The 25,771-nt window shown below is 65.5% G+C and carries 20 protein-coding genes and 1 riboswitch; of the genes, 8 read left to right on the forward strand and 12 right to left on the reverse strand.

Annotation, left to right across the window (positions count from 1 at the left end):
* Positions 1-43: 43 nt before the first annotated feature.
* From RND64_RS07715 to RND64_RS07725, 3 genes are read right to left on the reverse strand one after another with little or no spacing between them, the layout of a single operon-like run.
* Positions 44-2,917: a molybdopterin-dependent oxidoreductase gene (locus RND64_RS07715; protein WP_049699545.1), complete on the reverse strand. Its 2,874-nt coding sequence runs from the start codon at positions 2,915-2,917 to the stop codon at positions 44-46.
* Positions 2,914-3,744, reverse strand: coding sequence for an FAD binding domain-containing protein (locus RND64_RS07720; RefSeq protein WP_049699544.1), 831 nt, complete (start codon positions 3,742-3,744; stop codon positions 2,914-2,916). Before RND64_RS07720 ends, RND64_RS07715 begins: the two co-directional genes overlap by 4 nt.
* Positions 3,745-3,772: 28 nt before the next feature.
* A complete protein-coding gene (locus RND64_RS07725) occupies positions 3,773-5,152 on the reverse strand; it encodes an 8-oxoguanine deaminase (protein ID WP_049699543.1) in 1,380 nt (459 codons plus the stop codon).
* Positions 5,153-5,501: 349 nt separating this feature from the next.
* On the opposite strand from RND64_RS07725, the gene RND64_RS07730 reads away from it, so the two are divergent.
* Both RND64_RS07730 and RND64_RS07735 read left to right on the forward strand, forming a co-directional pair.
* A complete protein-coding gene (locus tag RND64_RS07730; RefSeq protein ID WP_235434384.1) occupies positions 5,502-5,714 on the forward strand; it encodes a hypothetical protein in 213 nt (70 codons plus the stop codon).
* Between the two features lie 12 nt (positions 5,715-5,726).
* Positions 5,727-6,980 (forward strand): nucleobase:cation symporter-2 family protein, encoded by a 1,254-nt coding sequence (locus RND64_RS07735; protein ID WP_235434398.1) that lies wholly within the window; start codon positions 5,727-5,729, stop codon positions 6,978-6,980.
* A 39-nt stretch (positions 6,981-7,019) separates the two neighbouring features.
* Here RND64_RS07735 and RND64_RS07740 read toward each other — a convergent pair whose 3' ends face one another.
* Both RND64_RS07740 and RND64_RS07745 read right to left on the reverse strand, forming a co-directional pair.
* Positions 7,020-7,625 (reverse strand): L,D-transpeptidase, encoded by a 606-nt coding sequence (locus RND64_RS07740; RefSeq protein WP_049699542.1) that lies wholly within the window; start codon positions 7,623-7,625, stop codon positions 7,020-7,022.
* An 85-nt stretch (positions 7,626-7,710) separates the two neighbouring features.
* Entirely contained in the window at positions 7,711-9,162 is a 1,452-nt protein-coding gene (locus RND64_RS07745; RefSeq protein ID WP_049699541.1) for a short-chain fatty acyl-CoA regulator family protein, read from the reverse strand.
* Between the two features lie 118 nt (positions 9,163-9,280).
* Here RND64_RS07745 and prpD point away from each other — a divergent pair, with 118 nt between their 5' ends.
* The 4 genes from prpD (at position 9,281) to RND64_RS07765 (ending at position 16,372) form a co-directional block, all read left to right on the forward strand.
* Positions 9,281-10,792 (forward strand): 2-methylcitrate dehydratase PrpD, encoded by a 1,512-nt coding sequence (prpD, locus tag RND64_RS07750; protein ID WP_049699540.1) that lies wholly within the window; start codon positions 9,281-9,283, stop codon positions 10,790-10,792.
* Positions 10,792-11,739: a methylisocitrate lyase gene (gene prpB, locus RND64_RS07755; RefSeq protein ID WP_049699539.1), complete on the forward strand. Its 948-nt coding sequence runs from the start codon at positions 10,792-10,794 to the stop codon at positions 11,737-11,739. Before prpD ends, prpB begins: the two co-directional genes overlap by 1 nt.
* Positions 11,736-12,866: a bifunctional 2-methylcitrate synthase/citrate synthase gene (locus RND64_RS07760; protein ID WP_049699538.1), complete on the forward strand. Its 1,131-nt coding sequence runs from the start codon at positions 11,736-11,738 to the stop codon at positions 12,864-12,866. Before prpB ends, RND64_RS07760 begins: the two co-directional genes overlap by 4 nt.
* Before the next feature lie 116 nt (positions 12,867-12,982).
* The gene (locus tag RND64_RS07765; RefSeq protein WP_049699537.1) at positions 12,983-16,372 is read left to right on the forward strand and encodes a pyruvate carboxylase; all 3,390 of its coding nucleotides are present in this window, start codon (positions 12,983-12,985) and stop codon (positions 16,370-16,372) included.
* A gap of 54 nt (positions 16,373-16,426) precedes the next feature.
* Here the strand turns inward: RND64_RS07765 and RND64_RS07770 are convergent, their stop codons facing one another.
* Together RND64_RS07770 and metE are read right to left on the reverse strand one after the other, a co-directional pair.
* Positions 16,427-17,059 carry a fructose transporter gene (locus RND64_RS07770; protein ID WP_049699536.1) on the reverse strand — a complete coding sequence of 211 codons (633 nt, stop codon included), beginning with the start codon at positions 17,057-17,059 and terminating at the stop codon, positions 16,427-16,429.
* A 71-nt stretch (positions 17,060-17,130) separates the two neighbouring features.
* Positions 17,131-19,455 carry a 5-methyltetrahydropteroyltriglutamate--homocysteine S-methyltransferase gene (metE, locus tag RND64_RS07775; protein WP_049699535.1) on the reverse strand — a complete coding sequence of 775 codons (2,325 nt, stop codon included), beginning with the start codon at positions 19,453-19,455 and terminating at the stop codon, positions 17,131-17,133.
* A 142-nt stretch (positions 19,456-19,597) separates the two neighbouring features.
* Positions 19,598-19,788, reverse strand: a riboswitch (cobalamin riboswitch).
* A 165-nt stretch (positions 19,789-19,953) separates the two neighbouring features.
* Between metE and RND64_RS07780 the strand changes: the two genes are divergently transcribed.
* The gene (locus RND64_RS07780; protein WP_049699534.1) at positions 19,954-20,817 is read left to right on the forward strand and encodes an SDR family oxidoreductase; all 864 of its coding nucleotides are present in this window, start codon (positions 19,954-19,956) and stop codon (positions 20,815-20,817) included.
* Between the two features lie 3 nt (positions 20,818-20,820).
* Here RND64_RS07780 and uraH read toward each other — a convergent pair whose 3' ends face one another.
* Genes uraH through RND64_RS07795 form a run of 3 tightly spaced genes read right to left on the reverse strand, consistent with a single transcriptional unit; the run spans position 20,821 to position 23,674 of the window.
* Positions 20,821-21,147, reverse strand: coding sequence for a hydroxyisourate hydrolase (uraH, locus tag RND64_RS07785; RefSeq protein ID WP_049699533.1), 327 nt, complete (start codon positions 21,145-21,147; stop codon positions 20,821-20,823).
* Between the two features lie 10 nt (positions 21,148-21,157).
* Positions 21,158-21,679, reverse strand: coding sequence for a 2-oxo-4-hydroxy-4-carboxy-5-ureidoimidazoline decarboxylase (uraD, locus tag RND64_RS07790; protein ID WP_049699532.1), 522 nt, complete (start codon positions 21,677-21,679; stop codon positions 21,158-21,160).
* 9 nt (positions 21,680-21,688) lie between these two features.
* Positions 21,689-23,674 carry a solute carrier family 23 protein gene (locus tag RND64_RS07795; protein WP_049699790.1) on the reverse strand — a complete coding sequence of 662 codons (1,986 nt, stop codon included), beginning with the start codon at positions 23,672-23,674 and terminating at the stop codon, positions 21,689-21,691.
* Positions 23,675-23,848: 174 nt separating this feature from the next.
* Between RND64_RS07795 and RND64_RS07800 the strand changes: the two genes are divergently transcribed.
* Entirely contained in the window at positions 23,849-24,436 is a 588-nt protein-coding gene (locus tag RND64_RS07800) for a nucleotidyltransferase family protein (protein ID WP_235434383.1), read from the forward strand.
* Between the two features lie 19 nt (positions 24,437-24,455).
* On the opposite strand, the gene RND64_RS07805 is transcribed toward RND64_RS07800, so the two are convergent.
* Positions 24,456-25,325 (reverse strand): 3-hydroxyacyl-CoA dehydrogenase, encoded by an 870-nt coding sequence (locus RND64_RS07805; protein WP_049699531.1) that lies wholly within the window; start codon positions 25,323-25,325, stop codon positions 24,456-24,458.
* A gap of 79 nt (positions 25,326-25,404) precedes the next feature.
* On the reverse strand, positions 25,405-25,755 hold the full coding sequence (locus RND64_RS07810; protein WP_049699530.1) for a hypothetical protein: 351 nt from the start codon (positions 25,753-25,755) through the stop codon (positions 25,405-25,407).
* Between the last annotated feature and the right edge of the window lie 16 nt (positions 25,756-25,771).

The raw sequence follows: 25,771 nt of genomic DNA on the forward strand, positions 1-25,771 counted from the left end.
CACCAGCCGCGTCCACACGCTCGGGCCGCGTCTGGGATGCCGATCACCCCTGGAGGAGGCGCCAGACCCGATCACGCGACATCGGCAGCTCGTAGGGCCGCTGGCCGATCGCCCGCCTGATGGCGTTGGCAAGAGCGGGGGCCACCGGGTTGTAGGGCGACTCGCTCATAGACTTCGCGCCATACGGGCCGAGTTCGTCGGCGGTGTCGGCGAAGTAGACCTCGGTCTCGGGGACATCCGCCATCTGGGGCACCCGGTAGGTACGGAACACGGGGGTCAGCGCTACCCCCTTCCCGTCGAGCATGATCTCCTCGTACAGCGACGATCCGATCGCCTGCGCCACACCGCCTTCCACCTGACCGCGACACTGCTGCGGGTTCATCACCGTGCCGGCGTCGGCCGACTGGACGGACTGCAGGATGCGCACGCTGCCGGTCACGGTGTCGACGGCGACACGAAAAGCGTGCACGTTGAACGCAATCGAGCGCAGCGCGCCACTCTCGGAACCGGTGGCGACCACGCGGTCGCCCACGCGGTGCGCAGGGTCGACGGTGTCGATGAGCTCGGCGAAGCTCACCAGTCGTTCACCGACGAGTGCGCCGTCGGGGACCAACCGGATGGCATCGGGTGCCGTTGCGGTGATCGACGACGCCGCGTCGAGCAGCACCGTACGCAGCGCGAGTGCTGCGCCGTAGGTCGCCTTTCCCGCGACCGTGATGCCTGCCGACGCGAAGGCGCCGGTGTCGTAGACCGCTGCGTCGGTGTCGCCGTGCGCCAACACGATTCGTGACGGAACGGTGCCCATCGCCTCGGTGACGATCTGGGTGAGCACCGTCGTCGTGCCGTTGCCGAACTCTGCCGTGCCCACACCGACGTGGTAGCGACCGTCGGTGTCGACACCGACGGTCACGGTAGAGAAGTGGCCACGGGGCGCCATTGTGGCGATGGCGGCAATGGCCATGCCTTCGCCGACGCGCCACGAATCACCTTCTGGCGCAGCGACATCGTTGCCGCGGCGTAGCGCCGTCTGGGCGAGGTCGAGGCACTGGTCGAGCCCGTAGCTCCCGTAGATCAGGTCGTCCTCGGGTTCGGGGTGTGCGATGAGAAGCGGATCGCCGTCGCGGACCGCGTTGAGTCGACGTAGCTCGAACGGATCGATGTCGAGCGCAATCGCGAGTTCATCCATGGCGGATTCGACGGCCAGGATCACCTGCCCCAAACCGTAGCCACGGAATGCACCCGACGGCGGGTTGTTGGTGTAGACCACCTCGGCGTCGATCCGTTTGACCGGGCAGTTGTACACCGAGACCGATTCGGCGCACGCGTGGAACATGACGCCCATGGAGTGATTGCCGTATGCGCCGGTGTCGGAGAGGACGTCGACCTTCATCGCACGCAGGCGACCGTCGGCGTCGGCGCCGAGATCGACTGCGACACGGAAGGGATGGCGATAGGTGGTGCGGGTCATCTCGTCGGTCCGCGACATCTCGTAGGCAACGGGCATTCCGGTGCGTAACACCGCGATTGCCACCAGATCCTCGGTGAGCAGTTCCTGCTTGCCGCCGAATCCACCGCCGACGCGGGCGCTGAACACGCGGATGCGATCTGCGGGGAGGTCGAGCAACAGAGCGAGCTCGTCACGGACCAGGAAGGGCACCTGCGTGCTGGTGCGGATCACCAGTCGACCGTCGTCGTCGAGCCAGCCGATGGAGCCGTGGGTCTCCAACTGCGCGTGGGAAATTCGTGCGGTATGCCAGGTTCCGCCGACGGTGATGGTCGACGCTGCGAGCGTCGCGTCGACGTCGCCACCGAATCCCTCGTGGAACGAGGAGATGACGTTGCGCTCGGCCTCGAACACGCGGTCCTCGGGAGTGCGTTCGGGATGAACCAGCGGAGCTCCGGGGCGTCGTGCTTCCTCGGGATCGAAGACGCCCGGGAGGGGCTCGTATTCGACAACGATCAGTCGGCACGCTTCCTCGGCGATTCCGGCGGTGTCGGCGACCACCGCCGCCACCCGCTGCCCGACGAACCGCACCACGGAGTCGAGGACGAGCGTGTCGTCGGGATCGTCGGCGCGCGACTCGTGCCTCGCGGTGGAAAACCTTCGCGTACTGACGTTCTCGTGGGTGAGGACGAGCGCGACGCCGGGCAGTGACTGCGCCGCGGACGTGTCGATCGAGACGATCCGGGCGTGCGGGTGTGGCGAAGTGAGGACCCGGAGATAGCGGGTCCCGGGCACTGTGACGTCGAAGGTGTACGGCTCGGTTCCGGTGACAACCCGGCGGCCGGCGGGCGGCGTGAGCGACGTGCCGATCGCGGGGGAGGTGGTCTCGACACGACGCTCGTTCCTCGCGTCTGCTCGACCAGCGGGGGACGCGGTTCTCGCGTCTGCTCGACCAGCGGGGGACGCGGTTCTCGCGTCTGCTCGACCGGCGGAGGAGTCTGCTCGTCCAGCGGGTTGCTCGGCCGGCGACGCGGTGTCGACGCCTCGACGGATCGCCTGGCGGATCGCGCGATATCCCGTGCAGCGGCAGAGGTTTCCCTTCATCTTGCGCTGTAGCTCGTCGGTGTCGTGGACGGTGTCGGCGTCGAGCGTTGACGCCGTGACGATCATTCCGGCGGTGCAGAAACCGCACTGGAAGCCGAAGTTGTCGACGAAGGCCTGCTGCATGGGGTGGAGGTCGTCGGGGGTACCGAGGCCCGAGACCGTTGTGACCGAACGCCCTTCGATGCGCTGGGCCGGAAAGATGCACGAGTGCACCGGCGTGTCGTCGACCAACACCGAGCACGCGCCGCAGTCGCCCGCATCGCAGCCCTTCTTGACTTCGAAGTGGGCTTGGTCGCGCAGGAACGTGCGCAGGCACTGGCCGGCGGCGGGAGTCGCGTCGACCGATTCGCCGTTGATCTCGAACTTCACGGTGCACCAACTCCTTCGGCGTCCCGTTCTAGTTCGCCACGGATCTGTTCGGCCAGGACCGCGCTGACTCCGCGCCGCCAATCGGCGGCACCGAGCGGGTCGGTGTAGTAGCCGTCTGCCGACCAGATATCGGCGCGCAGACGCTCGGCGTCGGGTAATCCGTTGTAGCGCAGCACGGTAGGCCACAGCGTCGCCGCGGTGATCCCGACGACGACGGTGTCGTCCTCGTCGCGGCGTCCGGTCACCACCACCCCGGAGCGCCCGAGCTCTGCCAGGGCGATCTTTCTGAAACCGGTTCGGCCGCGCAGTGCGTATCCGGGGATGTCGATGGCGCGCAACACTTCTCCCTCGCCCAGGGTGTTGGTTCCGTTGCCGGTGACGAAATCGGCGACGTCGACGCTGTAATCGGTGCCATCGGGGCGCCAGATCAATACGCGACCGTCGAGTCCCGCTGCCAGTGACACCATCGATGCGGCCGCGAACGAACGGCAGATGTTGCCGCCGACGGTGGCGACGTTCCAGATCTTGAAGGAGGCCAGAAGTGCTGTCGCGCACTGGAAGAGCAGCGGGTGTGCCCGCCAACCCGGCTTGGCGGGCAGTTCGGCGAGTTGCGCGATGGTGGCTGTCGCCGCGATCCGCAGGCCACCGTCGGGTAGTTCCTCGAAGGGCTCCCAGTCGATGCGGCTGATGTCGACCACCCCGCTCGAGGTCACCTGCGGTTCGGAGAAGAACCACGTGCCGCCCGCGACGATGCGTTCGCCTTCCGCCAGGGTGAGGTCGTCGCGGCTGTAGGCGTAGCGGTAGGTCGAGATCGTGTGCAGATCCATCACAGTCCCCTGCGTGCCATAGCGGGTGTCATGTGAGGGCCCCGCGTGCTTTGTCCAGCAGTCGGCGATGCTCGTGTGCGCAGTCGGCCGCGACGGTCGTCGTGTCGACGGTGAGCAGCTCGGCGTCGGCGACGATCTGTGTGCCGTTGACCCACGATGCCTTGATCGGCGGGATGGCACCGAGAACCAGTGCTGCCACCGGGTCGTCGATGTCGGCGTGCGCGAGCGTGGTGAGGTCCCAGAGGACGAGATCGGCGAGCTTCCCGACCTCGATGGAGCCGATCTCGTTGGCACGGCCCAATACTTGAGCACCACCGATGGTCGCGAGCTCGATCGCCGTCCGTGTGGTGAGTGCGGTGGGGCCTCCCCGTGTGCGGGCCATCAGCACGGCCTGGTGTGCCTCTTCAAGGAGGCGCGCCGATTCGTTCGACGCCGCGCCGTCGACGCCCAATCCCACGGGAACCCCGGCGTCGACGAGGTCGCGAGTGCGGCAGATGTGGTTGCCGAGGCGGGCGTTGGAGGTGGGGCAGTGGGCGACGCCGGTCGACGTCGCCGCGAGCCGGGCGATCTCGTCGTCGGCGAACTCGATGCCGTGGGCGAACCACACGTCGTCGCCGGTCCAACCGACGGATTCCATGTATTCCAGTGGTGTGCAACCGAAATGCTCGTCGCAGTAGGTGTTCTCGTCGACCGATTCGGCGAGGTGGGTATGCAGTCGGACGCCGAGTTCTCGTGCCAGCACGGCGGATTCGCGGAGCAGGTCGGTGGTCACCGAGAACGGTGAGCACGGTGCGAGCGCGATGCGCAGCATCGAGGCGGGTGCCGGATCATGCCAGCGCGCAACGGCATCGGAGCTGGCGGTGAGGATTTCGTCGATGCTCTGCACCACGGTGTCCGGCGGCAGGCCGCCGTCCTTCTCGGACAGGTCCATCGAACCGCGCGTCGGGTGGAAGCGCACGCCGACGGCCTGGGCTGCACCGATTTCGGCGCCGAGCAGGTCGCCGCCCTCACGCGGGAAGACGTAGTGGTGGTCGGTCGTCGTCGTGCAGCCGGACAACGCGAGTGTCGACAGGCCGCCGAGCGCCGCCGTGTGCACCGCCTGCTCGTCGATACCCGCCCAGATCGGGTACAGCGTCGTCAGCCATTGGAAGAGCGTGTGATCGGCGGCGAGGCCACGGGTGATCCACTGATAGAGGTGGTGATGGGTGTTCACGAGCCCGGGCGTGAGCACGCAGCCGGTGCCGTCGATGCGGAGAACGTCGTCAGGCAACGGCACCGCCGGGGCGTCCGTCTCGATGATCGCTGTGATCGTGGTGCCCTCGATGAGTACCGATGCGCGCGTCAATTCCCGACGATCCGGGTCGACTGTCACCACGGAGGCATTCTCGATGAGGGTTGCTGAGGGCACAGCGACACGCTACGACGATCAAGCCGGTGCGGCATGTCGGGGTGTGCGCAATCGTTGCGGGTATACCCGCCCACCCGGCACGTTAACGCTGTTGTTACGCGACGTGAATCGGCCGTAACACGATCCCGTTTTACTTGTACTCGCAAGATGGATTGCACGTAGTAGGGGTCCCGACCTGTACTGCGTCGCGGGAACCGGAGTCCGGTTCCTTCGCTTTCGAAAAGCGCGTGCGATCTCACGGATTTCCACCGTGATCGATCGGGTACAGCGCAGTTCCTCCGATGAATCGGTCGCGACCGGAGCCGTGTAAGAGCCGAACACTCGGCGCCGGTTGAAACAGGAACAGGCCATGAGCAACCCCACCGCAGTCTCCCGCGTCCGCGAGAGGATCGTCCGCAAGAACTTCGACCCCACCGCGACGACCGATCAGATCATCGTCGACCAGTCCGCACAGCGTGTCGAGCCGCACGACTCGACCCACCCCGACGCTGCGTCGGACAACGCTACCGACCCGGTGAACAAGGTTCCCTCACCTGGTCCGCTCGTCGTGTTCGCGCTCTAGCATCTGCTCGTGATGTATGCGAGCACGGTGACGGTGCCCGTCGTGGTGTCGGCAGCGCTCGATCTCTCGCGGGCAGATCTCGTCTACCTCGTCACCGCAGACCTGCTGTTGTGCGGTTTCGGCACGCTACTGCAGTCGCTGGGCATCTGGAAGGTCGGCGTGAAGCTGCCGATGGTGATCGGTGCGTCGTATACCGGCATCGCGCCGATGCTGATCATCGGCCAGGGTGAGGGACTGCAGACGATGTACGGTTCGGTGCTCGTCGTCGGCCTTGCGACGATCGCCATTGCGCCGCTGGTCAGCAAGCTCATGCGGTTCTTTCCGCCGGTCGTCATCGGGACGACCATCCTGCTTATCGGTATCCAGTTGATACCAGCGGGCGGAAAGATGATCGTCGGTTCCGATCCCGACGAACCCGGGTTCGCTTCTCCGGCCAAGATCGGCGTGGCCGCTGCAACAGCGCTGGCCATCGTGCTCTGCTACTGCCTGTTGCCGCGCGCGCTTCGACCGATCTCGGTGTTGATCGGCATGATCGTCGGCGTCGTTGTCGCCGCGCTCACGGGGATGTTCGACGGTTCGGGCATCGGTGAGGGTGCCGCGTTCTCGTTCCCCGACCTCTTGCATTTCGGTGTGCCGCGTTTCGACCTGCTGGCGATCTGCTCGCTGGCCCTGATTCAGATCGTGCTCATCGTCGAACTTGCCGGACAGGTCAATGCCGTCGGGGAAGTGGTGGGACAGAAGGTCTCGCGCGATCGCCTGGCAGCGGCCGTGCGTGCCGACGGCGTGGTCACCGCGCTGGGCGGTGGCGTGTTCCAGTCGTTCATGTACGTCACCTTCGCGCAGAATGTCGGCATTCTGACCATCACGAGGATGTTCAGCCGCTACGTGACAGCGCTGACCGGCGCGATGCTGATGTGCCTCGCGTTCTTTCCCGTCGTCGGTGAGGTCGTGGCGGCGATCCCGCGGCCCGTCCTCGGGGCCGCAGCAGTGGTGATGTTCGGAACCATCGCGGTGGTCGGTATCCGCATCCTCGGGCGTGTCGACTACAGCCAGAACTCCAACGTGATCATCACGGCTGCGGCGATCGGCGTGGCCCTGCTGCCGATCACGATCAACGGCTTCTACAGTCAATTCCCGACGGCGGCCAAACAACTGCTTTCCAGTGGCGCTGCGGTGGGCATCTTCGTGGCCATCGCGTTGAATCTGCTGTTCACGATGCGGCGTCACGACGGCGCAGAGAAGGTCAACAGCGACGACGTCGCCTGAGCGGCCGGGTCACGATCACTGCCTGAGTCGGTATGAGACTCAGGCGGTGATCGTGACAGGCGTGCCGTCGCCCGCCCAGTCGTAGAGGTGCTTGATCTCGTTGCCGGGCACGTGAATACAGCCTTCGGAGCCCCGGGTCTTGTAGGCCGTCGTGTCGCCGTAGGGAAACTTCTGCCAGGGTGAGTCGTGGAATCCGATGTCGCCGAACAGGTGCAACCAGTAGTGCACGAACACCGTGTACCCGGGACCGCTCAGCGTGCGATCGACGTCATGGCTTTCGATACGCCAGGTTCCCAGCGGTGTGCCTACACCGCGGTCGACGCTGCCGGTGGTCACCGCGATGTCGGAAACCGGTTGCCCGTCAAGGCATAGGACCATGTGTTGCGACGCGAGTCCGACGACGATGGCCTTTCCTTCGGACTTCTCGGGGCAGGAGGGCTTGGGGATGATCGGGGCAGCGACCGGACGTGCGGCAGTCGTCGCGGCCGCGGAGTCGGCGGCCGGGGACGACTGCAGTGTGAGACCTACGACCACCGCTATGGTGACAGCCAAGACGGCGAGGGCAGCAAGAGCCGGCCACGCGTACCCGAGTACGAGTGACCGAGCCGTGAGAGCACGGCTGCGCTTCTTGGTAACCGATATCATTTCGCCCGACGTTACCGCAGACCGGATACGCGCCGACGCATGCGTGACGGACAGAACGACGACGCCCTGTCGCTCACGAGCTCACCTACCCTGTGCGGGCCGGGCGATACGGGACGGAGTCACTGACAGTGACGTCGACGTCGATGGGCCTGCCGACCTGCGGGAACGCCCGCTGCGGGCAGGCAGGTCGCGGGCACACCTTGCATCCGGCGCCGATCGGTACGGTACGACGGTCGTCGGCGAGGTCGATGCCGGTGGAGTAGACGAGACGGTCGGCGTGTGCGAGATCGCAACCCAATCCGATGGCGAAGGATTTGTGCTGTGTGAGGTAGCCCAACCCCTCGTCGGTGCTCCGAGCGAGCCAGAAATACGACCGGCCGTCGGGCATCTGCGAGACTTGGGTGACAACTCGCCCCGGCGAGGCGAATGCGTCGTGTACGACCCAGAGCGGGCAACTCCCTCCCGCCCGCGAAAAGTGAAATGCGGTGGCGGATTGTCGCTTGGAGATGTTTCCCGCGCGATCGGTCCGGACGAAGATGAACGGGACACCGCGATGTCCGGGGCGCTGGAGCGTCGACAGCCGATGACACACGGTCTCGAAGCCGACGTCGAAGCCGACGCAGAGCAGTTCGATGTCGTAGCGTGCTTCCTCCGCAGCATCGCGAAAGTGTTTGTACGGCAACAACAATGCTCCCGCGAAGTAGTTCGCGAGTCCGATTCGGGCTACAGACCTGGACTCATCGCTCAGTTCGACGGCGTCGGCGATCACCGCGTCGATCACATCGCTCTGCGTGATCAACGCCAACTGGGTGGCCAGTTGGAACGCGCGCTGCCCGGAGGTGAGTCGACCCGCGAGCTGGACGACGCGCCGAGTGGGATCGAAGACGCGTTTGGGGCGGCGCGCGGCGGCGACGGGGTCGGTGTCACGGCTGATCGACACGGAGACGCCGTGTTCGCGTGACAGCAGCGTCGCCAATTGCAGGTCGAGTCCTCCGACGCGCAGGCCATGCTGATCGAACATGTCCTCGGCTGCCCGGTCGAGGACGTCGATGTAGTTCTTGCGGTCGTAGAAGAAGTCGCGGACCTCCTCGAACGGCATCGGAGTCGACGACGCTCCGCCGTTGGCTGCCTGGCCCCGGTATGTGTCGAGCTCGGATTCGGCGGCTACGAGACGCCTGTGGAGAGCGGCGATCGTGCGGCCGACGTCGGGCATTCGGGAGACGAGCTCGGTGATCTGCGCGCGCGTGACATCGCCGCCGTCGGGTGCGGTGGCAAGTGCGTCGGCCAGGTCGGCGACCAGGCGCGCGTCGGTGTCGGCCGCGAAGTAGTCGGCGTTGAGGTCGAACTCGCGGGTGAGTGCGAGAAGTACGCCGACGGTGATCGGGCGCTGGTCGTTCTCGAGCTGATTGACGTAGCTGGTCGATTTGTCGATTCGACGTGCGAGTGCGGCCTGGGAGAGTCCCTGCTCGTCGCGGAGCCTGCGTAGGCGAGCTCCAACGAGAAGTCTCCCGGGCGTCGCGGCAGAGGGGTGTGCCATGTGCAGAGCCTAGCTCGTCATGTGTTCACAACATTCGCAAATTTGCGGGTAGTCATCCACAAAAATACGCATTCGCCAGGACTTATGTGGAGCGGAACGAGATGCGTACGGTGCGAACATGATCATTCACAACGTGCGGACCCACCGCAGTGCCTCCGACTTCGAGCAGTCGGAGCATCTCGCTCAGAAGATCGCCGAGGTCGCCGTCGACCCTGTCGAGGTGCCGATCGAGACAGCCGAGATGGTGATCAATCGGATCATCGACAACGCGGCGGTCAGCGCCGCATCGGTGATTCGTCGGCCGGTGACGACTGCGCGATCACAGGCGCTCGCGCACCCGCGCGGGCAGGGCGGTCGCGGCGCAGCGGTGTTCGGTGTCGCCGGCGCGTACTCCCCGGAGTGGGCGGCGTGGGCCAACGGGGTTGCCGTGCGTGAACTCGACTTCCACGACACCTTCCTCGCTGCCGAGTACTCGCACCCGGGAGACAACATCCCGCCACTGGTCGCGGTGGCGCAGCACGTCGGCGCCGGGGGTGCAGATCTGATCCGAGGCATCGCCACCGCCTACGAGATCCAGATCGATCTGACGCGCGGAATGTGTTTGCACGAGCACAAGATCGACCACGTTGCGCACCTCGGTCCCTCCGTCGCCGCGGGGCTGGGAACCATGTTGCGCCTCGACGTCGAGACGATCTACCAGGCCGTCGGCCAAGCCCTGCACCTGACAACCGCGACGCGGCAGTCGCGGAAGGGGCTCATCTCCAGTTGGAAGGCATACGCGCCGGCTCACGCGGGCAAGATCGCGATCGAAGCGGTCGACCGTGCGATGCGAGGTGAGGGGGCGCCCGCTCCGATCTGGGAGGGCGAGGACGGCGTGATCGCGTGGCTACTCGGAGGCCCCGAGAAGGTCTACGAGATACCGCTTCCCGGTCCGGGCGAGGCCAAGCGGGCGATCCTCGACAGCTACACCAAGGAGCACTCGGCCGAGTATCAGAGTCAGGCGCCGATCGACCTCGCGCGTCGGATGCGTGAGCGGATCACCGATCTCGCCGAGATCGAATCGATCGTGCTGCACACCAGCCACCACACCCACGTCGTGATCGGCACGGGCTCCGGTGATCCCCAGAAGTTCGATCCGTCGGCCAGTCGCGAGACGCTCGACCACTCGGTGCCCTACATCTTCGCCGTCGCACTGCAGGACGGTTTCTGGCACCACGAGGCGTCGTATGCGCCCGAACGTGCGAATCGTCCCGACACCGTCGAGCTGTGGCGCAAGATCTCGACGGTCGAGGATCCCGAGTGGACCCGCCGCTACCACTCCACCGATCCGGGGGAGAAGGCGTTCGGCGCGAAAGCGGTTGTGACGCTGCGCAACGGTGAGGTCATCACAGACGAACTGGCTGTTGCGGACGCACATCCGCTCGGTGCCCGCCCATTCGCTCGGGAGCAATACGAGGCCAAGTTCTCCACCATGGCAGACGGCGTGATCGATGCGGCCGAACAGCGTCGATTCCTTGATGCGGCAGCCGGTCTCGCGTCGCTCGAGGAGGGAAGCCTCGGTGCTCTCAATCCGACGGTGCTGTCCGTCGTGCTCGACAAGGCGCCGACCATCGGGACGGGGATCTTCTGATGACCTCATCGGAAAGCGCTGTGGCGGGGCTGTTCTCGTCATCCGTACCTGCCGCCGACAAGCGGATCGCGCTGCGGGCGGGCCTGGCGTCGGGAAGTCTGCAGCGTTGGCCCGGCGCATTCTCGCCGCTGGTGGCCAAGCTCATAGCCGACGTCGGGTTCGAGGGCGTGTACGTATCCGGCGCTGTGCTCTCGGCCGATATCGGGCTCCCCGACATCGGGCTCACGACGCTGAGTGAGGTCGCCGCTCGCGGCGGGCAGATCGCCCACGCAACCAACCTGCCGTCACTTGTCGACGCCGACACCGGATTCGGTGAACCCATGAGTGCGGCGCGGACCGTTGCCACCCTCGAAGACGCGGGGTTGTCCGGCTGTCATTTCGAGGATCAGGTCAATCCCAAGCGGTGCGGTCATCTCGACGGCAAGGACGTCGTTCCCGTCGGTGAGATGCTCGCAAGGCTTGCGGCAGCGGTCACGGCACGACGCGACGACAACTTCGTGATCTGCGCGCGGACGGACGCGCGTGCCGTCGAGGGTCTCGACGCCGCGATCGACCGCGCCAAGGCGTATGCCGATGCCGGCGCCGACCTCATCTTCACGGAGGCATTGCGTGACGCCTCGGAGTTCGAGAGATTCCGTGCGGCCGTTGACGTTCCGCTCCTGGCCAATATGACGGAGTTCGGCAAATCCGACCTGCTCACTGCGAAACAGCTGGGGGACGTCGGCTACAACGCGGTCATCTATCCGGTGACGACGCTACGCATCGCGATGGGTGCCGTCGAGTCCGGACTTCGGGAGATCGCCTCTACCGGAACACAATCGGGGCTCCTCGACGGCATGCAGCACCGGAGCAGGCTCTACGAGTTGCTGCGCTACGCGGACTACAACGACTTCGATTCCGAACTGTTCAACTTCACCCTGAATTCCACGCCGGAGGTACATCCATGAGCGCGCCGCCAGTTGGCCAACCTGCTATTCACAAGGGTCTTGCAGGGGTCGTCGTCGACACCACTGCGATCTCGAAGGTTGTGCCCGAGACGAATTCGTTGACCTACCGGGGCTATCCCGTACAGGATCTCGCCGCGCGCTGCAGCTTCGAACAGGTCGCGTACCTGCTGTGGCACGGCGAGTTGCCCACCGACGCCCAACTCGCCGCGTTTACGCAGCGGGAGCGGGCGAGTCGTCGACTCGACCGGTCGACGCAGGCCGTCCTCGCCCGTATTCCGGAGAACTGCCACCCGATGGATGTCGTTCGCACGGTCATCAGCTACCTCGGCACCGAGGACCCGGACGAGGACAATGCGGCGCCCACCGCGAACTACGACAAGGCGCTGCGGATGTTCTCGATCCTGCCGACCATCGTCGCGGCGGACATGCGTCGACGACGCGGACTCGACCCGATCGCCCCGCACCATGGACTCGGCTACGCGGAGAACTTTCTGGCCATGTGTTTCGGCGAGGTTCCCGATCCGGTGGTCGTCTCGGCGTTCGAGAAGTCGATGGTGCTCTACGCCGAGCACAGTTTCAACGCATCGACCTTCGCGGCCCGGGTGGTGACGTCGACTCAGTCGGACATCTACAGCGCGGTGACGGCGGCGATCGGAGCGCTGAAGGGATCGCTGCACGGCGGCGCCAACGAGGCGGTCATGTACGACATGATCGAAATCGACCGCCCAGAACGGGCGGTCGCCTGGCTCGAGCACAAGCTCGAGAACAAGGACAAGGTGATGGGGTTCGGCCATCGCGTCTACAAGAACGGTGATTCGCGGGTGCCGACGATGCGTGCGGCTCTCGTCGAGGTCTCCGAGCAGCTCGGCGAGGACCGGTGGCTGCGCATCTACACCGAACTCGAGCGGCTGATGGACGAGCGCACGGGCATCAAACCGAATCTCGACTTCCCGACCGGACCCGCGTATCACCTGATGGGCTTCGACATCGGATCGTTCACGCCGATTTTCGTGATGAGCCGCATCACGGGGTGGACTGCGCACATCATGGAACAGGCAGCGTCGAACTCGCTGATCCGTCCGTTGAGCAGCTACACGGGGCCCTCGCAGCGCTCTCTCACACTTTGAGACAAAAGTGAGGTATCACCCTCACTTGCAGATAAGGTCGACGACGACGGCGGTGCCTGTCCTGTGGGTGCCTGCCCGGGCAACGTGTATTCGACGAACGAAAGTTGTGTCCCGAGATGTTTGAGAAAGTCCTGGTCGCAAATCGTGGAGAGATCGCGATCCGTGCCTTTCGTGCGGCATACGAGCTCGGGGCAGGAACCGTCGCGGTGTTCCCGTACGAGGACCGCAATTCGCTGCACCGACTGAAGGCCGACGAGTCGTACCAGATCGGCGTACCGGGACATCCGGTCCGTGCGTATCTGTCCGTCGACGAGATCATTGGCGCCGCACTGCATTCGGGTGCAGATGCGGTGTATCCCGGCTACGGCTTCCTGTCGGAGAACGCGGGCTTGGCGGCGGCGTGTGCCGAGCACGGCATCACGTTCGTCGGACCGCCCGCGCACGTACTCGAGTTGACCGGCAACAAGGCTGAGGCTGTCGCTGCGGCGAAGGCTGCCGGTCTGCCGGTCCTGGCGTCCTCGGAGCCGTCGGCCGACGTCGACGAGTTGGTCGCGGCATCCGCCGACATGCAGTTCCCATTGTTCGTCAAGGCGGTCGCCGGTGGCGGTGGCCGCGGTATGCGTCGCGTCGCAAAGCGCGAGGATCTCGCCGAAGCCATTTCGGCGGCGTCGCGCGAGGCCGATACCGCGTTCGGCGACCCGACGGTGTTTCTCGAGCAGGCCGTGATCAATCCGCGCCACATCGAGGTGCAGATCCTGGCCGACACGCAGGGCAACGTCATTCACCTCTTCGAGCGTGACTGCAGCGTGCAGCGTCGGCACCAGAAGGTCGTCGAATTGGCACCGGCGCCGAATCTCGATCCGCAACTGCGTGAGCGGATTTGCGCCGACGCCGTCGCGTTCGCCAAGCAGATCGGCTACTCGTGCGCCGGGACCGTTGAATTCCTGGTCGACGAACAGGGACGGCACGTCTTCATCGAAATGAATCCGCGCATTCAGGTGGAGCACACGGTGACCGAGGAGATCACCGACGTCGACCTTGTCGGTGCGCAGTTGCGGGTGGCGTCGGGGCAGTCGCTCGACGACCTGGGGTTGAGTCAGGACTCGATCGCCATCCGTGGAGCAGCACTACAGTGCCGTATCACCACCGAGGATCCGTCGGATGGTTTCCGTCCGGACGTCGGGCGTATCACCGCCTACCGCACGCCGGGGGGTGCCGGCATCCGACTCGACGGCGGTGCGGTCCTCGGCGGAGAGATCAGCGGCCATTTCGACTCGATGCTGGTCAAGCTGACCTGCCGGGGTCGCGACTTCGACACCGCGGTGCGGCGCGCACGACGTGCCTTGGCGGAGTTCCGCATTCGCGGTGTGGCCACCAATATTCCGTTCCTGCAGGCGGTGCTCGACGACGCCGACTTCGCTGCGGGACACGTGACGACGTCGTTCATCGAAGACCGCCCGTGGTTGTTGAATTCGCGTGGATCGGCAGACCGCGGCACGCGCATCCTCTCGTATCTCGCGGACGTGACGGTCAACAAGCCGCATGGGGAACGTCCGAGCACGGTGTACCCGCGCGACAAGCTTCCTGCCCTCGACCGTGCGCAACTACTCGCACCACCCGACGGCTCGCGGCAGCGACTGTTGACCTTGGGGCCCAGCGGTTTTGCGCGTGACCTTCGTGAGCGCGCGGCGGTCGGTGTCACCGACACGACGTTCCGCGACGCCCATCAGTCGCTGCTCGCGACGCGCGTACGGACGAGCGGAATGCTCGCCGTCGCACCGTATGTCGCGGCGACGACCCCGCAGTTGCTGTCCGTCGAGTGTTGGGGCGGTGCCACCTACGACGTCGCGCTGCGGTTCCTGAAGGAAGATCCGTGGGATCGGTTGGCGCAGTTGCGTGAAGAGATACCCAACATCTGCCTGCAGATGCTGCTTCGCGGTGCCAACACCGTCGGCTACACGCCGTACCCGCAGAAGGTGACGACGGCATTCGTCGCCGAGGCGACGGACGTGGGCATCGACATCTTCCGAATCTTCGACGCGCTCAACAACATCGAACAGATGCGACCTGCCATCGACGCGGTACTGGAGACCGATCGCGCGGTCGCCGAGGTCGCGATGAGCTACACGGGCGACCTCGCGAACCCCGACGAGAAGCTCTACACGCTCGACTACTACCTGCGCCTGGCGGAGGAGATCGTCGACGCAGGCGCGCATGTGCTGGCCATCAAGGACATGGCGGGTCTGCTGCGTGCACCTGCGGCCGACAAGCTGGTCCGTGCGTTGCGAAGCGAGTTCGATCTGCCGATCCACGTCCACACCCACGACACCCCTGGTGGGCAGTTGGCGACGTACCTCGCGGCCGTCAACGCGGGGGCAGACGCAGTCGACGGCGCGTCGGCACCCTTGGCCGGCACGACGAGTCAGCCGCCACTGTCGGCGATCGTCGCGGCGTTTGCGCACACCGAACGCGACACCGGGCTGGACCTCAAGGCGGTCTGCGACCTGGAACCGTACTGGGAAGCGGTGCGAAAGGTCTACGCCCCCTTCGAGTCCGGTGTTCCCGCACCGACCGGGCGCGTCTACTCGCACGAGATCCCGGGCGGCCAGTTGTCGAATCTGCGTCAGCAGGCCATCGCGTTGGGGCTCGGTAACCGCTTCGAGGCCGTCGAAGAGGCCTACGCTGCCGCCGATGCGATGCTGGGGCGTCTGATCAAGGTGACGCCGTCGTCGAAGGTCGTCGGCGACCTTGCTCTCGCCCTCGTCGGGCAGGGCATCGCGCCCGCTGACTTTGCCGCCAACCCCGGTTCCTACGACATCCCCGACTCCGTCATAGGTTTTCTCCGTGGCGAACTGGGCGAGCCCGCGGGTGGGTGGCCGGAACCGTTGCGTACCCGTGCACTCGCCGGTCGTACGGCGCCGCGCCCCGTCGAAGAACTCAGTGCGGCCGACGACACCGCACTCGACACAGCGGGCAGACCGCGGCAGGAAACCCTCAACAGGCTGTTGTTCCCCGGTCCGACAAGGGAATTCGAGGAGCATCAGGAAACCTACGGGGATACGTCGAGGCTGTCGGCCAATCAGTTCTTCTACGGACTGCGCTACGGCGACGAGCACCGAGTGGAACTCGAGCCGGGCGTCGAATTGCTGATCGGCCTCGAGGCGATCAGCGAACCCGACGAGAAGGGCATGCGCACGGTGATGTGTGTGCTCAACGGACAGTTGCGGCCGGTAGCAGTGCGAGATAGGTCCGTCGACTCCAAGGTCGCCGCCGCCGAGCGTGCCGATCGGGCGAACCCGAACCACGTGGGCGCACCGTTCGCGGGCGTCGTGTCGCTGTCGGTGAACGTCGGCGACGAGATCGCAGCGGGCGCGGCGATCGGCACGATCGAGGCCATGAAGATGGAGGCGACCATCACCGCGCCGGTCGGCGGCAAGGTCGCCCGGGTCGCGGTGACGTCCGTGCAGCAAGTCGCGCCCGGCGACCTGCTGATCGAAATCGGCTGAGGCCGCGCGGGTTCGGCAGCGCCCCACGCGGCCGTGCAGCTCGAGCCCCGGCGGTCAGTCGATCGTGGTGGCGTCGAGCTCGGCGTCGGAGTGTGCCCGGGTCGCCCTGATCTGCGCGGCGTTCGGGTCGTCGACGCGCCTGATCCACTCGAGAGCATCGTCGACGGTCCGCCCGGTGGCCACGTGCCGGGCCAGGAGGCGTTCATGTCGGATGGCGTCGGGTAGGTCGACGAACCACATGCGGTCGATGAGTCGACGGACAGGGGCCCACGCGCCGTCGAATCCGAGGTAGTTGCCCTCGACCACAACGATTCTCGCCGGTGCGGGGATCAGGGCGGCTGCTGCGATCGGTTCGCCGAGGTTGTGGTCGAAATCTGGTGCGTAGACCTCGGTGTCCGGCGTGGCGGCCCTGCGGAGTGTCGAAACGAATCCGTCGACGTCGAAGGTGTCCTGGGCCCCGCGCCGTTCGGTTCGGTGGAGTAGGTGCAACATCGGCGTCGCGAGATGGAAGCCATCCATGGGGAGGTACCCGATGTGAGCGTCGCCGAGGCGGTCGGCGAGTTCGAGTGTCGCCCGACGCGCGACCGTCGTCTTACCCGCTCCCGGTGGGCCGGTGAATCCGACGACCACGCGGGAGCGGGTGTTCGCGAGGTCGATGATCTCTCCGACCAGCGCGTCGATGATCATGACTGAAACGATACGAGACGATCGACAGGGAATCGACGAGATGGACTCATCCCGTCGACTCCCGGCCAGTATCAGACCTCGACGTCAGCCCGCACAGTCGTCGCGGCGGTGACCAGGTTGGTCAGCGACGCGATCACCTCGCCGGGTGTGCGGGTCTTGAGTCCGCAGTCGGGGTTGACCCAGAGTCGTTGCGGGCCAACCGCCTTCAACGCTGCGCGCAGTGACCGTTCGATCTCCGCCGTGCCCGGTACCCGTGGCGAGTGGATGTCGTAGACGCCGGGGCCGACGCCGTTCGAGAATCCGACGGCGTTGAGATCGTCGAGGATCTCCATCGCAGAGCGGGCCGCCTCGATCGACGTGACGTCGGCGTCGAGGTCGGCGATCGCGCCGATGACCTCACCGAACTCCGAGTAGCAGAGGTGGGTGTGGATCTGCGACGAGTCGGCGACACCCGAGGTGGATAAGCGGAACGCGCGCACCGCCCAGTCGAGGTAGCGCTGCTTGTCCGCATCTCGCAACGGAAGGAGCTCACGCAGTGCGGGCTCGTCGACCTGGATGATGGTGATTCCGGCCTTCTCGAGGTCGACGGTCTCGTCGCGGATAGCCAACGCGATCTGATCGGCCGACTCCGAGAGCGGCTGGTCGTCACGGACGAACGACCAGGCGAGGATCGTGACCGGACCGGTCAGCATTCCCTTGACCGGCTTGTTGGTCAGCGACTGCGCGAAGGTGATCCAGTCGACGGTCATCGGCTGCGTGCGGACGACGTCGCCGTAGAGGATCGGCGGCCGGACGCACCGGGTTCCGTACGACTGGACCCACCCGTTGGCGGTGGCGAAGAAGCCGTCGAGTTGTTCGGCGAAGTACTGGACCATGTCGTTGCGCTCGGGCTCGCCGTGAACCAGTACGTCGAGTCCGAGTTTCTCCTGCAGCGCAACCACATCGGCGATCTCGGCGCGCATCCGTCGCTCGTACTCCGACTCGTCGATCTCGCCCGAACGCAGCGCGGCACGAGCAAGTCGGATCGCCGAGGTCTGCGGGTAGGAGCCGATCGTGGTGGTCGGCAGCGGAGGAAGTCCGAGCTGTGAATTCTGTGCCGCGATGCGCTCTGCAGCAGGCATCCGCGTGATGTCGGTGTCTGTGACGGCCGCCAGGCGAGCACGCACCGCCGGGACATGCGGCCGCGGATCGCTTGTGCGGGTGGCCAGCGCCGCGGCGGACGCCTCGAAGGCCTCCCGCTCCGACTCCCGACCGTTGCGCAGTGCGCGGGCGAGAACCCCGACCTCGTCATACTTCTGCGCGGCGAATGCCAGCCAGCCTCGCAGGTTGTCGTCGAGTTCGTCCTCGGCGTCGAGCGTGTAGGGCACGTGCAGCGTCGAGCATGACGTCGAAACAGCAAGCGCGCGTGCCGATCCCAACAAGGTGCCGAGGGTGGCGAGCGCCTTGTCGAGGTCGGTGCGCCAGATGTTGCGACCGTCGACGACGCCTGCGACCAGCAGCTTGTCGGCGAGTTCTGGGACCACGACGACCGAGTCGACCGAGCCCTCGACAAGGTCGACGCCGATGGCTTCGACCGGTGTACGCGCCAGGGCGGCGAGAGACGCACCGGGGTCACCGAAGTAGGTGTTGACGAAGAGCGCAGGACGCTCGGTGACGGCACCGAGCCTCAAGTACACCGAATTGGCCAGTGCGGGAAGGTCTTCGGCATAGTCGGTGACGAGAACCGGCTCGTCGATCTGGACCCACGCGACTCCGGCCTGCGCGAGCTGTGCGAATAGCTGCTCATACACACCGAGCAGATCGTCAATCCTCGTCAGTGGCGCGGGCGCGCCGTCGACGGCCTTGGCGAGTGCCAGGAAGGTGATCGGCCCGATGATGACGGGTCGGGCGTCGACGCCGCGCGCCCGGGCTTCGGCGATCTCGCCGAGAACCTTGTCGGGGTGCAGTCCGAACGTGGTGTCGCCGCCGATTTCGGGGACCAGATAGTGGTAGTTGGTGTCGAACCACTTGGTCATCTCCAGTGGAGCGATGTCCGCGGTGCCACGTGCCGCGGCGAAGTATCGGTCGAGTGGATCGGCGATGCCGTCGAACCGGCGGGGGAGTGCACCGAGGAGGACCGCGGTGTCGAGTACCTGGTCGTAGTACGAGAAGGTGTTGACCGGGATCGAGTCGAAACCGGCTGCGGCCAACTGTTCTACGGTGTCGCGGCGCAGTCCGGCTGCGGTCTGCTCGAGCTCGGCGGCGCTGACGCGGCCCGCCCAGTAGCCTTCGATGGCCCGCTTGAGTTCGCGGCGCGGGCCGATCCGCGGAGTGCCGGGCACGGTGGCGGTGAACGGCCTGCCAACCTGATCGGACGCCGTCGTGGAGACAGTGGTGTCTGCTGAATTGATGGACATGAGTTCGTGAACTCCTGCATTCGACGTGGACGGTTCACCGCCATGCAGGGAGAGTCGACAAGCCCCGGGTGGTGTGCAGAAGACACCACGACACGCTGATCGACCTGCGCCCGGTCCACGAGGCGGCGAGCCACCGGTCGCGGCGCGACCGGTACAGGAGGCAGGTCTTCGGACTCGTCGGCGGGCTCACACGAGGTGAGATTCCTAGTGGCCGTCGCTTCCCGGGCTCGTGCCCAGTGCTTGGTGACGGCGGTCGTTCCGACATACCGCTGCGGGACAGTTCCGGATTCTCACCGGATTCCCTCTCACCCGACCGCCGATTACGGTGGCCGGATTCGACGCCGCGCGCGGGACGGAGGGGCTCCATCACAATTCCCGGCGGGCGAACCAGCTGCCGTTGCAGCATAGCGCAGCCTTTTTGTCGTCAGCCTCACCGTTGTGACCTAGTAGACGACCATCGCCATGAATCCGCGAACCCAACGGTTCCGAACCAGATAGGTGACTGATCAAACGAACACCACGTATCTCATCACCGGTGCAGGCAGCGGCTTCGGCAAGGAGGTCGCACTGCGCCTCGCGGAGCAGGGCCACGACGTCATCGCAGGCGTCGAGATCATCGCGCAGGTCAATGTCCTGCGCGCCGAGGCGAAGGAACGCGGCGTCGACCTGCGCGTGGAGAAGCTCGATGTCACCGACGAAGGAGATCGCGACAAAGCGGCCCAGTGGGACGTCGACGTACTGCTGAACAACGCGGGAATCTCCGAGGGCGGGTCGTCGGTGGACATTCCCGCCGCGAATATCCGGAGGCAGTTCGAGGTCAACGTCTTCGGACCGATTCTGCTGACCCAGCCGATCGCGAAGGCCATGGTCGCCAAGGGCGGGGGCAAGATCGTGTTCATGTCGTCGGTGGCCGGCCTCACCGTCGACCCGTTCACCGGTGCCTACGCCGGGTCGAAGCACGCGGTCGAAGCGTTTGCCGACGCGCTCGATCAAGAGCTCAGCGAGTACGGGATCACGGTGGCGACGATCAACCCCGGCCCATTCCTGACCGGCTTCAACGACACGATGTTCGAGGCGTGGAAGTCGTGGGAAGACGATCCGTCAACCCGGCTCTTCGATTACGAGAAGCTCTCGTTCCCGCATGAGCAGTTCGACCCGGAGGAAGTCATCGAGGTCACCCTCGACGTGCTCACCGGTGCCGACACCGACTACCGACACGTGCTGCCCGCCCACACCGTTGACGACATCAAGTCACAGGTCTCGGCGCAGTGGGACCGGACGCTCAACGACGGCAAGCGTGCCGAGCTGGTTCAGACCGCATACGACATCTCGCCCTACACTCCGGTCACCCGGGACGCGTGAGCGTCAGCTCCCGCGGTACGTCGAATACGAGTAGGGACTCAGCAGCACCGGTACGTGATAGTGCCGGTTGGGGTCGTCGACGGTGAAGCAGATGTCGATCTGCGGGTAGAAGCCGACAATTCCGTTGGCGCCGAACCAATCCGCCGTCGCGAACACGAGGTGGTAGGTGCCCGGGGCGAGCGGGTCGACGTTGACCTGTGAGATGCGGCCGTCGCTGTCGGTGGTTCCCGACGCGAGGCGCTCGCCGTCGACATCTCGCAGTGTGATCGACATTCCGACGGCGGGCGCACCACTGGTGGCGTCGAGTACGTGGGTGGACAGACCGGTCATAGGGGTCAGCCTAGTCGTCGACGAACTCGATGGCGGGAGTCAACATCCGTTGCAGCCGACTGCGATTGATCTTCGCGAGCTCCATGCGCATGACACGTCGTTCGGTCGGCGCGTCGTTGCGGATGCGCTCCTTGAGGATCGCGAGCAGTTCTTCTGCGGGACGTCCGTTGGCGAACACGAGGTAGACGTGTCCGAACTTCTCGTCGTACTCCTTGTTGAGCTGTTTGAGCTCTGCGAGTACCTCGGGGTCGGCGCCGGTGACCCCGGACTGCTCTCTGCTCGACGAGGCGTTGTCGGGGCGGTCTCCGATGCGGGGATGCCCGGACAGCGCCTCGTCGAGGTCGGACTCGGTCAGTTCGGCGAGAATCAGATCGGCGTACTCGAGGAGCGCTTCGTCGTCGACGAAGGGCCGCGCCTTGGCCACACGTAACGCCCAGATCGACGAGCTACAGCATTCGTACAGTGTGCTGATCGCACGCAGTTCGGACAGCTCGTTGAAGCTCGGGAGGCCACGCCAATCGACTCGTCGCACGCGGTCAGCCTACGAGAGTTCCGGTTGACGGCTGAACCGAGCCGACGTCAGCGGGTTGGCGTCGGCCACCAGATCGTCGAAGCGGTGGTTGGCGATCTTCGCGATCTCGATGAGCGCGAACGACTTCTCCGACGTCTCGGAGTTGTCCATGCGTGCCCAGCCGTTGCGCAGCACGCGGTCGTAACGCTCGGCCTCCTGCGCGTCGATGACGAGCGGGAACCCGAAGTGTTCCTTGTAGGCTTTCGCGAGGTCGACGACGTTCTCGTGCTCGGTCTCCTCCAGGTGTGACAACCCCTTGTGATCGACCGCGGTCAACTCTCCGGTTTCGTCTTCGGCTCCGAGGTCGGGGAAGGCCTGAATGAGCTGGAGTTGTTCCTCGTCGCTACCGGTCAACATGGCTTCTTGGAAGGCGCTGCGCAGATCGTGCACGTCCTCGAACGGACGCTGCTCGTAAGCGCGTTCGACCACCCAGTCGACGTTCTGCACGAGGCCGCCGAACGTCTCGTTGAACTCGACGAAGCTCATCTTGTTGACCGCGTCGAGCGTGATCGCACCGCGGCCTGCGACCGCCGGGCCGCGTCGTCCGATGTGGAAGAACAAGAGGTTCAACAGGATTGCGGTGATAGCGCCCATGGTGATACCCGTCGAGAACGGTATCTGCAGGATCATGTTGGGCATCGATTGGTCGACGCCGGGGAGGGCGGGTACATCGACGTGAGCGCCGCCCTTCTCGATCACGGTGGTCGGGCTCGACGACTGCGAGAACTGCACGTAGAGCGCAACTGCCAACGAGGTCGCCGCGATGATGAGGTTGCGGTGATCGGTGAAGTCGACCGAGGTGAGCGTCTGAATACCCACGATGGCCACCGTCGCGAACATGATGAGCGCGGCGCCACCGAGCACCGGGGCGGGAATCGACTCGACGATCTTCGCGAGCTTGGGTAGGCAGCCCAGGATGATCATGATGACGCCTGCACATGCGACAACCCAGCGGCTCTTGACTCCGGTCAGGCGCACCAGACCGACATTCTCGGAGAATGCCGTGTACGGGAACGAGTTGAAGATGCCGCCGAAGATGGTGGCGACGCCGTCGGCGCGCACGCCCGCCGCGACGTCCTCCTTCTTGATGCGCTTGCCGACGATCTCGCCCGTGGCGAAGATCGATCCGGTCGATTCCACGGCGACCACCAGCAGGACGACGATCATCGACACGATGGCGACGAGATCCCACCTCGGTGCGCCGAAGGCGAACGGCGGTGTGAAGCCGAGCCATGCTGCCTCGCCGACCGAACTGAACGTGGCGTCGCCGCACAGCCAGGCGACGAAGGTGCCGACGACCAAACCGAGGAGCACAGCGATCGTGGCCATGAAACCGCGGAAGAAGCGCTGCATCAGCACGATCAGCAGAATGGTGCCGAGCGTGTAGCAGACCCACTTCCAGTTGGCGTTGTCGTGCAGATGCTCCGCCGGGTTGGTCACGGCGTCACCCGCACCGACCGGGATCAGGCACACGCCGATGATCGTGATCAGTGTGCCGGTCACCACCGGTGGCAGGAAGCGGATCAGTTTCGCGAAGAACGGTGCGATGAGGAAGGTGAACACACCGGCGGCGATCACCGCGCCGTAGACGGTCTGTAGTCCGACACGACCGCCGCCGTGTTGATTGGCGATCTGGATGACCGGGGCGAGGGTTGCGAACGTGATGCCCTGAAGTAGCGGCAGACGCACGCCGATCTTCCAGATACCGACTGACTGCAGCAGCGATGCGATTCCGCAGGTGAAGAGGTCGGCCGTGATGAGCATCGTCAGTGCGTCGGAGTCGAGTTTGATCGCGCGGGCGATCAGCAGCGGCACGAGCACCGCGCCCGCATAGAACGCGACGACATGCTGTGCACCGAGCGCGACGAGTTTGCCGGGTGGCGGCACCTGATCGACGGGGTGCACGCGCTTGCGCTTCTTCGCCGGCGGGGACGCGGGCGTCGCCTCGGTTGTCATGATCGCCTCCAACGGATGGTGGTGTTCCGCGCACACGAATGTGGCGCCGACGGCGAAGGGATGCGCGTCAGCAGATAGATAGTGGACCCGCGCGCGACTTCTCGCGCATCGGAAAGCGCACGTTTCCGCGACGTTAAAACGGAGATCTCCGACACGCGACTACGATCGGCTCCCGTGAACATCGCACGTCCCGACGCGGCGGACCGTCCCGAGTTTTTCGGCGGCGATCCGGTGGTCGGTGTTGTGCTCGCCGCGGGCGCGGGGCGTCGTTACGGCAAACCGAAAATACTTGCAGCGCAAGGGGAGTGGCTGGCGAACGCGGTATCGGCGCTGACCGTTGGCGGGTGCGACGACGTGGCCGTGACGATGGGCGCAGCGGTCGTGGAGGCCCCCGACGGTGCCGCGACGATCCGCGTCGGCGACTGGGCCGATGGGCTGTCGGCGAGTGTGCGCGCAGCACTCACGTGGGCGACTGAGAAGAACAATGTCGCCGGCGTGGTTTTACATGTTGTTGACACGCCGGATGTCGGCGGCGAGGTGGTTGCGCGCGTCATCGGGCAGTCGGGGCGTCGACGCGATGCCGTGGTGCGCGCGACGTATCGGGGCGCCCCGGGGCATCCGGTCTATCTCGGAGCCGACCACCTTGTGGCCGTCATGGATTCGATGAACGGCGATGTCGGCGCCGCGGCATATCTGCGCGCGCACGTCGAAACCGTCGATTGTGCGGACCTGGCGTCGGGTCGTGACATCGACGAGCCGTAGCGCCGGGCCGTCATCGATCTCAGGCGGGTTGCTCCTGCTTGGGATAGGTGTAGAACCCCTCGCCGCTGGCCATCCCGAGCTTGCCCTTGTCGATGTAGTTCTGTTTGAGCCACGCGCCGAGGTGTCGGTTGCCCTGATCGCCATTCATCAAGATGTTGTACGGCGTCATCAGTCCGACGACGTCGTAGATCTGGAACGGTCCCAGCGGCGATCCGGTGGCGATGCGCCAGGTGTTGTCGACATCCTTGGGATCGGCGTAGCCGCCCGCGGCGAGTTCGAGTGCCGCGTTGAGGAACGGGATCAGCAGCGAATTGAGAACGTACCCGGCCTTCTCCTTGTGGATCTGAATGGGCACCATGCCGATCTCGTCGGCGAACTTCACCACCTTGGCGTAGACCGCCGGGTCGGTGTCCTTGGTGCCCATGATCTCGGCGGTGTTGAACTGCCAGACCCGGTTGGCGAAGTGCAGCGCGAGGAACTTGTCGGGCCGACCCGTCGACGACTCGAGATCGCTCGGTAGCAGCGACGACGAGTTGGTCGCGAAGATCGTGTCCTTCGGCGCCAGTTCGTTGAGCTTGCGGTAGGTGTCCTGCTTGAGCTCGAGGACTTCGGGCACCGCTTCGATGATCAGTTGGGCCTGAGCGGCTTTCGCGAGGTCGTCGGTAAGGGTGATGCGCTTGCGCGCTTCCTCCGCCGCGCCGTCGGCGGCGCCGGGAACCTCACGCTTGTAGGTCTCGACGAGTTCGTCGTATCGCTTCGACGCGGCGTCGAGCGCCTGCTGATTGATGTCGTAGGACGTGACGTCGAATCCCTTGTACGCGGTCTGGAATGCGATCTGGGAACCGAGGACGCCCGCACCGAGCACTGCAACTGTGGAGAACTCTGCCATCGTGAACCATCTCCTGTAGGTCGTTACTTCCCTACAACTCAACGTACTCGCGCGTGCATCGACGAGGAGTTGATGCTCGTCACGTCTGCGGGTCGGACACCTTGACGCCGAGTGCTCCCGTGGCGAAGCGGGCCACGACCGGATACGCGGAAGCGAGCGCGTCGTCGTAGCCGTCGCGGGTATCTCCGACGAGCCTCGCGCGATCGTCGTCGAGAATGACCGACACGGTCGCCACGAGCTCGCCCGTCGTCGGCTCGCAGACCGCCCAGGTGAACGACGACTCGTCGGACCACTCCGAATCTACTTGCCGCACATAGGCTTCGGGATCGTCGACGCCCAGGTCGCGTAAAGCTGCCGCGTCGGAGATCCGCTCGTCGTCGCGGACTCCGCGTAGGTACCAGGCGCCCGCGTTGATCTCGATCGGTTCCATCGGAATTCCTCGGAAA

It is taken from the genome of Gordonia sp. w5E2 (assembly GCF_036540975.1).
GTDB classification, from domain to species: domain Bacteria; phylum Actinomycetota; class Actinomycetes; order Mycobacteriales; family Mycobacteriaceae; genus Gordonia; species Gordonia jacobaea.

Excerpts from the sequence above, each read along its gene's own strand:
- RND64_RS07720 (WP_049699544.1), bottom strand. The coding sequence starts at position 3,744 with ATGGATCTGCACACGATCTCGACCTACCGCTACGCCTACAGCCGCGAC.
- RND64_RS07730 (WP_235434384.1), top strand. The coding sequence starts at position 5,502 with ATGAGCAACCCCACCGCAGTCTCCCGCGTCCGCGAGAGGATCGTCCGC.
- RND64_RS07735 (WP_235434398.1), top strand. The coding sequence starts at position 5,727 with ATGTATGCGAGCACGGTGACGGTGCCCGTCGTGGTGTCGGCAGCGCTC.
- RND64_RS07740 (WP_049699542.1), bottom strand. The coding sequence starts at position 7,625 with ATGATATCGGTTACCAAGAAGCGCAGCCGTGCTCTCACGGCTCGGTCA.
- RND64_RS07745 (WP_049699541.1), bottom strand. The coding sequence starts at position 9,162 with ATGGCACACCCCTCTGCCGCGACGCCCGGGAGACTTCTCGTTGGAGCT.
- prpD (WP_049699540.1), top strand. The coding sequence starts at position 9,281 with ATGATCATTCACAACGTGCGGACCCACCGCAGTGCCTCCGACTTCGAG.
- prpB (WP_049699539.1), top strand. The coding sequence starts at position 10,792 with ATGACCTCATCGGAAAGCGCTGTGGCGGGGCTGTTCTCGTCATCCGTA.
- RND64_RS07760 (WP_049699538.1), top strand. The coding sequence starts at position 11,736 with ATGAGCGCGCCGCCAGTTGGCCAACCTGCTATTCACAAGGGTCTTGCA.
- RND64_RS07765 (WP_049699537.1), top strand. The coding sequence starts at position 12,983 with ATGTTTGAGAAAGTCCTGGTCGCAAATCGTGGAGAGATCGCGATCCGT.
- RND64_RS07770 (WP_049699536.1), bottom strand. The coding sequence starts at position 17,059 with ATGATCATCGACGCGCTGGTCGGAGAGATCATCGACCTCGCGAACACC.
- metE (WP_049699535.1), bottom strand. The coding sequence starts at position 19,455 with ATGTCCATCAATTCAGCAGACACCACTGTCTCCACGACGGCGTCCGAT.
- uraH (WP_049699533.1), bottom strand. The coding sequence starts at position 21,147 with ATGACCGGTCTGTCCACCCACGTACTCGACGCCACCAGTGGTGCGCCC.
- RND64_RS07795 (WP_049699790.1), bottom strand. The coding sequence starts at position 23,674 with ATGACAACCGAGGCGACGCCCGCGTCCCCGCCGGCGAAGAAGCGCAAG.
- RND64_RS07805 (WP_049699531.1), bottom strand. The coding sequence starts at position 25,325 with ATGGCAGAGTTCTCCACAGTTGCAGTGCTCGGTGCGGGCGTCCTCGGT.
- RND64_RS07810 (WP_049699530.1), bottom strand. The coding sequence starts at position 25,755 with ATGGAACCGATCGAGATCAACGCGGGCGCCTGGTACCTACGCGGAGTC.